This is a genomic window from Microcoleus sp. B3-D2 (assembly GCF_036705345.1).
GTDB lineage: Bacteria > Cyanobacteriota > Cyanobacteriia > Cyanobacteriales > Microcoleaceae > Microcoleus.
The window spans coordinates 1-9,974 of sequence record NZ_JAUBUG010000123.1; the positions used below are offsets into that span (position 1 = coordinate 1).

At 41.8% G+C, this 9,974-nt stretch carries 9 protein-coding genes and 1 pseudogene; 3 read left to right on the forward strand and 7 right to left on the reverse strand.

All coding sequences use genetic code 11. The annotated features are described in order from the left end of the window. Positions 1–104 precede the first annotated feature (104 nt). The 3 genes from QUB14_RS28850 to QUB14_RS27410 all read left to right on the forward strand — a co-directional run bounded on the left by QUB14_RS28850 (position 105) and on the right by QUB14_RS27410 (position 1,839). Complete coding sequence (locus QUB14_RS28850; protein ID WP_445251871.1) at positions 105–272, forward strand: helix-turn-helix domain-containing protein; 168 nt, start codon at positions 105–107, stop codon at positions 270–272. Between the two features lie 22 nt (positions 273–294). Beyond that, complete coding sequence (locus QUB14_RS27405) at positions 295–783, forward strand: transposase family protein (RefSeq protein WP_333221216.1); 489 nt, start codon at positions 295–297, stop codon at positions 781–783. Between the two features lie 147 nt (positions 784–930). Beyond that, positions 931–1,839, forward strand: coding sequence for an alpha/beta hydrolase (locus QUB14_RS27410; protein ID WP_333221218.1), 909 nt, complete (start codon positions 931–933; stop codon positions 1,837–1,839). 81 nt (positions 1,840–1,920) lie between these two features. Here the strand turns inward: QUB14_RS27410 and QUB14_RS27415 are convergent, their stop codons facing one another. From QUB14_RS27415 to QUB14_RS27445, 7 genes and pseudogenes are all read right to left on the reverse strand, one after another. Next, on the reverse strand, positions 1,921–2,364 hold the full coding sequence (locus QUB14_RS27415; RefSeq protein ID WP_333067855.1) for a DUF4079 domain-containing protein: 444 nt from the start codon (positions 2,362–2,364) through the stop codon (positions 1,921–1,923). 194 nt (positions 2,365–2,558) lie between these two features. Continuing rightward, the gene (locus QUB14_RS27420) at positions 2,559–3,353 is read right to left on the reverse strand and encodes a WecB/TagA/CpsF family glycosyltransferase (protein WP_333221220.1); all 795 of its coding nucleotides are present in this window, start codon (positions 3,351–3,353) and stop codon (positions 2,559–2,561) included. A 330-nt stretch (positions 3,354–3,683) separates the two neighbouring features. Beyond that, positions 3,684–4,639, reverse strand: a pseudogene (locus tag QUB14_RS27425) (IS630 family transposase). Between the two features lie 322 nt (positions 4,640–4,961). Next, entirely contained in the window at positions 4,962–6,332 is a 1,371-nt protein-coding gene (locus tag QUB14_RS27430; protein ID WP_333221222.1) for an O-antigen ligase domain-containing protein, read from the reverse strand. A 102-nt stretch (positions 6,333–6,434) separates the two neighbouring features. Further along, positions 6,435–7,559: a glycosyltransferase family 4 protein gene (locus QUB14_RS27435; protein ID WP_333221224.1), complete on the reverse strand. Its 1,125-nt coding sequence runs from the start codon at positions 7,557–7,559 to the stop codon at positions 6,435–6,437. 21 nt (positions 7,560–7,580) lie between these two features. Further along, positions 7,581–9,109 (reverse strand): IS5 family transposase gene (locus QUB14_RS27440; RefSeq protein WP_445251872.1). Its coding sequence is split into 2 segments (ribosomal slippage): positions 7,581–7,841 and positions 7,844–9,109, totalling 1,527 coding nucleotides; the frame shifts between segments, so codons are not numbered across the junction. A gap of 560 nt (positions 9,110–9,669) precedes the next feature. Next, positions 9,670–9,879: a hypothetical protein gene (locus QUB14_RS27445; protein ID WP_333221228.1), complete on the reverse strand. Its 210-nt coding sequence runs from the start codon at positions 9,877–9,879 to the stop codon at positions 9,670–9,672. Positions 9,880–9,974 lie beyond the last annotated feature (95 nt).

Below are 9,974 nucleotides of genomic sequence, written 5' to 3' on the forward strand. Positions count from 1 at the left end.
TGGACTGACATTCAGGACAAATCATATTTTAATTTGATACACATTCCCTGTATATCATACCATATATGTGCAACGCCAAATTGTGCGTAGAAGACCAAATCTTAATGACATTATCCTATTTGCGAGAATATCCTACTTTTTTTCATCGGGGAATTAAATGGGGTATTAATGAATCAAATGCTTATCGAATTGTAATTAGAACTGAGAAAGCTTTAATAAATTCAGGTTTATTTAAATTACCTGGAAAAAAAATTTTATCAAAGTCAAAATGAGATAGAAACTGTAGCGGTGGATGTGTCAGAGCATGAAATAGAGCGTCCCAAAAAAAAGCAAAAGAAATATTATAGTGGCAAGCAAAAATATCATACAATAAAATCGCAAGTTTTAGCCAACACAAAAAGTACCGAAATAATATGTACAGCTTTTAGTAACGGAAAAACGCATGATTTTAGTTTGTTTAAAAAAAGCAAGATGGGGATGAATAAAGAACTTGAACTTTTAGGTGATAAAGGTTATCAAGGAATCAAAAAGATTCATAATAATAGTATAACCCCTATCAAAAAAACCAAGAATAAAGAACTGACTCAAGCAGAAAAAGTTTTAAATCGCCAACTGGCAAAAGAAAGAATTATTATTGAAAATATACATCGAAGTTTAAATATATTTAGAATACTTTCATCCAGATATCGGAATCGAAGAAGGCGCTTCGGATTAAGATTTAATTTGATCGCTGGTATTTATAATTATGAACTTTCTTTAAAGACTAAATTAGATATCGCCTGAGACTTTCGCAAGAGGTCTACTGAGTATCGATCGAATTTTAATGACTGGCCCCAACTCCTCAAATAGCGATCGAGCAAGCATATATACTTAAATGTTAGGGCGAACACAGTGGCACCGCCCCTACCGATTCACAATTTATCAAGAATTATGCCAGCAAGTTTTCTCCCAAAATCGATCGCACAACTCACAGAATCTACCTCAATTGCCTTAGCCCAAAGCATTCAACGAGAGGCAATTACTACTCCCCTATCTTCTGGGCCAATTGCCACAACCTACGTGCGCCAAGGCAGCGGCAACACACCAATTTTGCTAATTCACGGCTTCGACAGTTCCTTGTTTGAATTCCGTCGCCTGTTGCCGCTGCTGGCTGCCGAAAATGAAACTTGGGCGGTTGATTTGTTGGGTTTCGGATTTACAGAAAGATCGCCAGGTTTGGCCTTCAGCGCGAGGGCAATTGAAAGTCATCTTTACTATTTTTGGAAAACGCTAATTTCGCAGCCTGTAATCTTAGTCGGTGCTTCAATGGGAGGTGCAGCAGCAATTGATTTCACTCTCAATTATCCCGAAGCTGTGAAACAATTAGTGTTAATAGATAGCGCAGGTTTTGCCATCAGTTCTAATAAGGGAAAGTTTTTAATTCCTCCTTTAGGATATCTAGCAACTTCATTTTTACGCAATCCCAAAATTCGCCAGCGAATTAGCGTCAATGCTTATTTCGATAAAAATTTGGCTTCTCAAGACGCTCAAACTTGTGCTGCTTTACACTTAGAAATGCCCAACTGGAATCAAGCTTTAATTGCGTTTACCAAAAGCGGCGGTTATGGAGGTTTTGGGGAAAAATTATCGCAAATTCAGCAGCAGACGCTGATTTTGTGGGGAAAACAAGACCGGATTTTGGGGACGGCGGATGCGGAAAAGTTTGCAAGGGCGATCGCAAATTCTCAACTAATTTGGATACCCGACTGCGGGCACGTTCCCCACTTAGAAAAGCCACAGACTACCGCGCAGCATATTTTAGAATTCATCACAAAAAGCGGACTCACGCAAAAAAATTAAGCCTAGGGTGCGCTGTGGCGCACCTTACATAAATGGTTTCCCTGACACATTTGGTATAGTTTGAGGTCAAATAGACAGGTTTCAAACTTTCGGCAAATACTTTTGTACTATCGTCCATCCTGTGAGCAACACAGTCACAAATCCCCCAAACAAAGCCAAATTAGTGCCGATATGGAGGGGGCGCGCCCAAGGATGTTTAGGGCCAATTTGTAGCCCGCTTCCAACAGAAACCAACACCAAAGCCACAACCGCTAACCCCGCCGGTAAATGAGCCGAGTGACCCAAATTCCCGTAGTATCCTAGCGTACCGACTACGCCAATTCCCAGCAGTAAAATTACCAAAGTCGCCATCCCCGCACCAGTGGCTAAATGAAAGGGACGCAGCCATTTTGGGCGCGGTTGTTTGGTACTCCTAGCGGCAAACATCCACGTTCCAGTAACGGCCAGCAACAGGTAAGCCAACAGGGAAACACCCATTGACCAAGCCGCTATTTTCCACAACCACAAGAAAGAAGGCAGATTCATCGGTTGCATCCCTAATTAGGATTTTCCACAAAATGTTTCTTTCCGATTTTACCTGGACTTGAAAGCAAAAATGAATTATTTTGAGAGAAAGTGCGATCGGACTATCCACAGATGGCATCAGTCTTACCTGGAAGTCAAACGCACTTTCTCTGATATTCAGCTTAATTTACGCTAGAGATTTGTCGCTGCCCTTTTTAAGAGCCACCTTCCCATTTTAGATTGCTGGTTTTGCTCTCCATGAAAGGCATTTTATAAAACCCTAATTTTTGTTCTAAGATTAATCGGAAAAAAGGCAAACCTTCAATCAAATATCTTTTCCACAACCTTCTCGGTTCACTTAACAGTCGGTACGCCCATTCTATGCCGACTTCGCTCATCCATTTGGGAGCTCTGGCTTTGGAACCAGCTTCAAAATCAATGGTTGCACCTATCCCTAAGAAAATTTTGACGTGTGTAAATTTGCTCCTGTATTTAACCAGCCACTTCTCTTGCTTGGGGGACCCCACCCCTATTGCCAGAACTGTCGCTCCTGATTTATTGATCGCGTCAATTATTGTTTCACATTCTTCCTCATTTTTTTCAAAGCCAAAAGAAGGAGAAAGTGCTTCTACCACTATTTCTCTACCAATTTTTTGGTTAATTTTTTCTTGGGCTTTCCTAGCAATACCTTCAGCAGCTCCTAGCAAAAATATTTTAATCTTCTCGTTATCTTTGTGATACATATAAAATGCCGGAAACAAATCCGAACCTGAAATTTTTTCTTTGAGAGGAGTACCCAAAAACTTCGAGGCATACATCAATATTTGACTGTCGCAGACTCTATAACTCGATTTATTGTAAGCTTCATAGAAGTCGCGGTCATACTGCAACTTAATCAAGTGGTCTACATTTGGCGTAAATACAACACCGCCTTCGCAGTCGAGTTTTTCAAACAACTCTGTGATTGAAAAGTTATCTATCGAGACATTCAATAAATTAACTGTTTTCATTTATGATGCCCTTCCCGCTTTATATTAAACTACAACTCAAACTATTATAACCCACAATACAGTTTCGTGTTTTAACTACCTGGGTGCTTCAGTGAACATACTTTTCTCAGTATATCCTCCTACACCCTGCCTGTCTAGTGAGGATTTTTAAAGATTATGTAAAGAATCAGCTAGTTTTAGAAAAAGTGTATAAAGCCCATTTTTGTTTACAACTCGCTACACAGTTTCAAGAAAAAAGCCATCCAGTGCTAATACTTGAAGCATTGCAAAGGAATGTAAAAAAGAGTTTATGAGATGAAAATTTTAACCTCGTGAAAAATATAGCCTTTCTCAGAAAGATGAGGTACAATAACAGCAGTGTGTAAACCAGTTAAAAATATTTGACGATGTAACTTGTCCGAACGCAAACTCTATGGCTTTTCCTAACTCTTGATAATTATTAGTCTTGATAGAACGGAGAATGATTTTAAGTTTTGACCACAGATTCTCAATTGGTGAAAAATCTGGTGAATAAGGTGATAAGTATATTAATTTTGCCCCTTCTTTTCAATCGCTTTTTTGACTTCTTCTCCCAGGTGAATAGGACAATTATCCATCACCACACAAACCGTTTTCCAGAGTTGTGGTACGAGTTTTATGATAATAAAAGCTTCAAATGTAATTGCATCAGTTCCGCCTATTAGATTAACCGATGTCAAAATTTCATTGACTGACATAGCTCCAATTATTGAGACATTTTTGCCACGTTTAGTTGGTTTAGGCCCCTTGGCTCTTTCACCTTTTTGCATACCTAGCATATAACCTAACCATTGCCAAATTAACTCCCGATTCGTCAATGAATATTAAGTCTTTCAAACCTTACTTTTTAATTGTTTTCCAGAACTCACATCGCAGGATTTGAACTCGCTCAGTCCCTTTACCTGAAGGGAAGAGAGTTTTTTTTTGACAGTAATGTTTAAGAGTTTTATCATTCTTCCTATTGTTGCTCTACTAACGGAAAATCCAATTTTCCCATAAAGTAAATAACGGAGTTCTTCAAGAGTTGCATCATTATTTCCTTCAACCAATTCCGCCAAGATGAGTAGTTGCTCCGCCTTCAGTTTGCCTTTGACTCCACATCGGTCAGTTATCGGAGTAATGTTTTTTGTTTCACGATATTGTTTAAGCAATTTTTGTACAAAACTCAGGGCTACAGAAAAACACTTAGCTATTGCTTTTTGTGAAATGGGTTCAGCATGATAAGTATCAAGGATTTTTTGCCTAAAATCAATCGAATAAGCTTTCATTTTTAACAATGTATGAAGTTTGGTACAAGTAAACGTGTTGTGAGTCAAGCATCGCGTGCTGTCAAAAAAATGCTATTATGTGTGGTATGGCAGGCGAGGCTTTACTGAACCATGTAATTATAGTTCATTTGAGCTGATCTTCTCTGTTTGACCCTCACGAGTGAGTGTCACTAACATGATACCTCATCTTTCTGAGAAAGGCTAGATCTCGCCAATTCAGAACTTGATTTTATGCAAAAATGGTAGATTTTGTAGTTTTTGTCTCCAGGGAAGGCAAGATAGTGTCAAGCTTGAAGTGAAGCAGCCATCGCATTCCCGAAAATCATCCTGATTTTTGGTGAACCAGCGACGGTCTTCTTGAGGGCGAACTCGTTTTCTTGGCTTTAAGACTTTCTGGAGCTTTTAAGACCAGACCTGATATTCCTCCAGCAATCAACGCAAAAATCGGATTAATCATAGCATTCAAAACACAGTCAAACACGTACATACTTAAGGCTACTCCCAGGGCGGCCGCGGGCGCTACTTTGGGATTAGACCAGGTTCTGGCGGGATACTTGAACACAGAAAAGACGATAACAGGAAGTAACAAAGAAGAAAATAAACTAACTAAACCGACTGCACCGTAGGTGCCAAATGCAATAATCCATAAGCTGTCGGTGACCGAGATATCTCGACCTTCATCGTTGTACACGCGGTTTCCACCGGAATCCCCCCAGCCTAAAAGAAATCTTTGTCGCGCTTTTTCCCCCAGTATCTCTTCCATATCAAATCTAAACTTCACAGAGTCGGCTCGCTCTTGGCCAAATATTGGAGTGATGAACCCTATCACCTGTTTACTCGAGAATTGACCCGCTGCTGCTATGTACAGATAAAACACTATATATCCAATTATGAATAGCAGGGGCAAAGAAGTGCGAAACCACTTGGCAGAGAATAATACGATCAACGCGAATACAAATAAACTGTAGGCCCCAGTAGAACGGCACAGCAAAAAAGCGATTATTAATATAATTGCTAAAGTCTTGATGTTGCGACCCTGAAACTTTTTGAGCGTCCCAGTTTGCCAGAACCAAACTGCGATTAAGGTGGCTGTCATCATCCACATGCCCACCATCAAACCGTGCTGCATAAATACTACCGGTCTCCACCCCCCCGCACGCACTGCTTGACTCCAGTCGTCAAAGGCATTGACGCCGTAAACCGTTTGGTGCAGAATTGGGCCCCTAAGCCCTTCAATTAAAGTAAAAGGAATGTAAGCCAACCCACCTGCAAAAATCCCGATCGCCAATTGTCGCAGCCCGTCTAAACTACCCACATACAAGCGTCCTACCAAATAAGGCAGACCCCAACTAATGATTTGGTTGAAAGTCGGACTAATCGGGCTGCCACCATTACTAACTTGTGTAACAATTGGACACAAACACCAAATTACCATTGGCACGTCCAGCCAACCCGGCTTAAAACAGGTGAGGCGCGCAGTATCGTAGACAAGAGTAGCCAGCAAAATGGAGTAGCAAACTGACGAGACTTTGGTAAACGGCGGCAATACGGGGATGGGATAAGAAGGTTGTGGCAAAAACAGCCACGCTACAACAAAACTTATAATTACCGCCCGCTGAGGCGGAAACCTCACAAATAGGTAAAAAACGATTGGAATAAAGCCGAACAGAGCAACGGGGATTAATGCAACCATAGTTTTTTTGCAGTAAAATTGTAGAAAGACAACTCAATTTGCCCGATAAAAATTCTCGCTTAAACGATCGCCCAACCCCAATCTTTTAAAGTAGCCTCACTTTTACGTCTTGTTCGTTAATTGTGCCTGACGTTCCAAAGCAGTGTAGAGTGCCGCCTCCAAGAGATTAGTTGCATCCTCCCAAGTATAATTTCTCACCGTCTCCAATGCAGTCTCGGACATTGCGCGCCATTCAGCATCAGACAACTGACAAATCTGCTCGCTCGCTTTTGCCATATCCTCTGGGTCTTCTGGCTTGACAAGTATACCACCCCCCCCAGCAAGTAGTTCCGGAGCCGCACCAGCAGGAGTGCCGATGACTGGAGTGCCCCAAGCCATAGCTTCTAAAATTGGCAAGCCGAAGCCTTCGGATCTGCTGGAAAACAGCCAAGCATCGCATTTGCTGTAAAATTCTTTTAGTTGGTCTTGAGTAGCTTCCTTATTATACTCAGTACCCTCAGGCAGCAAATGGGCAAGAGGAGCATCGTGGCCGCAACCAAATGCAACTAAACGAAGGTTAGGAATTTTTTTAGCCGCTATAGAGAAAGCTTTCAGGGCAATATCGCAGCCTTTCCAAGGAGTTGTAGTATAGTACATCCCCACTGTAGGAACTAATTGCTTGCCTCGCGGCTGCTTCGCTCGCGACTGGGGGTCGTAAAACTGTTTGGTGTCCACCGTAGGAGGGACGAGAGATACAGACAAATCGCCGTATTCATTCCGAGCTATGTCGGCCAGCCACTGGGCCACAGCGATTTTGTGCATCGGCCGCCGCCAAGTTGCCTCTACCCGACCTTTTGGTACGTAGTCAAAAGCCTTGTAGTGTTGGAGAAAATATACTTTCGCTCCTTTGCTGGGAGAGAGTTTTGGCACCCACTCAGCAGTTTCCCACCAAGTAGCCATGACAATATCGGCATCAGGTACGTCAAGATCGGTAATTGGACGGTTGGTTTCGATAACTCGGCTTTCGACATCCACCTTGTCAAAGTGAGACTTTTGTGTTTTGGGAGCCGACAGCCAACCCCTACCCCTCAGCAGCGATCGCCATTGTTGGATTAAAGTCGGTTGCGGCAGGGGCATAGAGACGATAAATATTTTGTGTCCTCGTTTTTGGAGAAGTTCTGTGTATATAGATAAAACCCTCATGCCACCTGTAAGACTAAGGGTAGGCAGGACAAAAGTAATTTTCATAAATAGGGCTTGCTGAATAAGTTAGGGAAAATCACGATCGCAATTGATGGGTGATTCAAGTTCGGCGAAGCATAAGTTTTGATTTTTGTAATTGACCAAAATATAATTTTTGACAATCATTGAAGCGTAACCAGACCTTATTTTGGGAAATCGGCAAAAAAACACACAAAAAACCCGTCTTAACCAGGTAGAAAGGTTCATTACTAAAAAAGTAATAGCAATGGCTGTACCAGAAGTATTATCAAGTTTAGCCATCACCCGATTCAAGCTAAATCTTCTTTTCCGCAAGTCCCAAATTTGCCTTCAATAGAGTTACGAACTCTCTCATCTTCCCAGGCTTGTTTCTTTGTTTCCTTACTGACATTTGCTGGTGGCCTTCCTAACGGAGGGCCACTAATTCTAATTCCTCTTTCTTTACACCAAGCTCGGTTTTCCCTTGTTCGATAAATGCGATCTGCATGGACTGATTCTGGATAGTATCCTGTGTAACTTTTAAATGCTTCTACTTGGGCTTTTAAGTCTCCTGATTCGTTAAATTTATCCCAGCTTATTCGCTCCAAAAACACATACCCCTCAAAGCAACTCGCTGACAGTTTAGCTCCAAACTCTACTGGTTTTCCTGCTTTACCTCTAATAATGGGACGGATGTGGGGTTGGCTTAAACTTACTATTCTGTCCTCAATACTCTGTTTGTTATTTTCAAATAACCAGAGTTGTTGGCGATAGACTTCTGTGAGAACTAGCAAATTTTTATATTGCTTTTTGGTCAAAGTTTCCAGAGCCGCACCTGATTCGATTAGCTGATTGATATGAGCCAAGTTTCTTTTGATATATTGCAGTTGCTTTTTAATTGCTTGGATTTTTTTGTTTCGGGTCGGTCGTCGTTGTTTGGCTACTGCTAAGTAGTCTTTTCTGGCTATTTTTCGGTAGGTTCTGGGTTTTTTCTTGATTTTTACTGTGAGAGATTTATAGAGAATGTCGATGATTTTTTCGGTATGAACTCGGGCTCGGTTTAATAGTCCTAAGTCGGTCCGATAGCTAATATCTGCTGGGGCACAGGTCGCATCTATGATTAATTTTCCTTGATTGGGTGACTCATTTTTTGCGTCCGAATCCTTTTTTTTTTCTGGTTTGACTGGGGTAGTTTCGCGCACTTTTTCCACCAGGCGTTCGTTCACTTTTTTAATTAGGTTCGCACTAATTCGGTGACGAAAGTGAACTAATATTGATGGGTCAAATGGGAGTTCATTACTGTAGGTTGATTGACCGATAAAGTATTGCAGATAGGGGTTTTCACGAATTTGTTCTACTGTCTCTCTATCGCTAATTCCAAGTTTCTCTTTGATAATTAATGCCCCCAATGCCATCCTAAATGACTTGGCGGGTGCGCCCATTTCGGTCGGGAATTTTTCAGCATATTCTGCTTCAAATTCATCCCACGGGATAAGTTCTGCCATCTTTACCCAACGGTTATCTGCTGACAACCTTCCTTCAAAGGGTAGTTCAAAGTCTGATGGGGGGCTTGGGGCAAGCTCAGCTTTTCGGTACACGAGCGCAAATGGTGATGCACGGGTTTTGAGTCATTATACCTGTTTTTCTTGCACCATTACTACCTTTCTTCGTCCGAAAATCCATACAGTGTTTACTTGAACCACTTATTCAGCAAGCCCTAAATAGATGCTGAAGATTGATACTGGTTAAAACTCCTCCTTAAAGCAAGTTGGCACTTACCAGCCTATATTTGGCTTTTCTGTGGGGTGCGGATCTGTGCTGGAGGGGATCGTAACTCGATAGTCGAGCCGATCTTACTTGGTCGTCAGGGACTTTTCTCAATTACAAATCGGGATATGTTTGAGGACTAGACAAGTTTAACCTGTAACGGAGCCAGCCTTAAAACCTCCGTTGCACTCTGGTTCAGATTTTTGCCGATCGCTTTACAACCAGCATTCGCTCGTCGGTGCGGTCAGAATTCGTGTCGAGACTGCTGGGTACAAAACAGGACAGATGCGATTTTAGTTGGGCCAGAAGCACCCCACCAAATGATATTGAGTTTCGGCCCAGAAATCCGGCGCCGAAAACGCCCGTAGCGCCGAATTTCAAATTGCAGCAGTTAGCAAACCGGAATTTTTCCATAGGGAGAAAACGAAACTATCTTAACCTCGCGCTGTTTAGATTTGTCTATAGCAACTTTCAATGCAGCTTCAAAATGATCCGTGGCATCTTTCCACGTATAATTGTTCACCTTGGCATAGGCGGCTTCAGACATGGCTTCCCACTTGGAATTTGGCAACTGACAGATATACTCTATGGCTTTTGCCATTTCTTCTGGATCTTCTGGTCTTATACCAATTTCCTAAAGTAGTGCTACAATTAGTAAAGGTGATTTTTGTAAGTTAGTAGCCAAACAGAAGGAGG

What these genes read in the sequence shown, in the direction of transcription:
- QUB14_RS28850 (WP_445251871.1), top strand. Translation starts at nt 105, where the DNA reads ATGACATTATCCTATTTGCGAGAATATCCTACTTTTTTTCATCGGGGA.
- QUB14_RS27410 (WP_333221218.1), top strand. Translation starts at nt 931, where the DNA reads ATGCCAGCAAGTTTTCTCCCAAAATCGATCGCACAACTCACAGAATCT.
- QUB14_RS27415 (WP_333067855.1), bottom strand. Translation starts at nt 2,364, where the DNA reads ATGAATCTGCCTTCTTTCTTGTGGTTGTGGAAAATAGCGGCTTGGTCA.
- QUB14_RS27420 (WP_333221220.1), bottom strand. Translation starts at nt 3,353, where the DNA reads ATGAAAACAGTTAATTTATTGAATGTCTCGATAGATAACTTTTCAATC.
- QUB14_RS27430 (WP_333221222.1), bottom strand. Translation starts at nt 6,332, where the DNA reads ATGGTTGCATTAATCCCCGTTGCTCTGTTCGGCTTTATTCCAATCGTT.
- QUB14_RS27435 (WP_333221224.1), bottom strand. Translation starts at nt 7,559, where the DNA reads ATGAAAATTACTTTTGTCCTGCCTACCCTTAGTCTTACAGGTGGCATG.
- QUB14_RS27445 (WP_333221228.1), bottom strand. Translation starts at nt 9,879, where the DNA reads ATGGCAAAAGCCATAGAGTATATCTGTCAGTTGCCAAATTCCAAGTGG.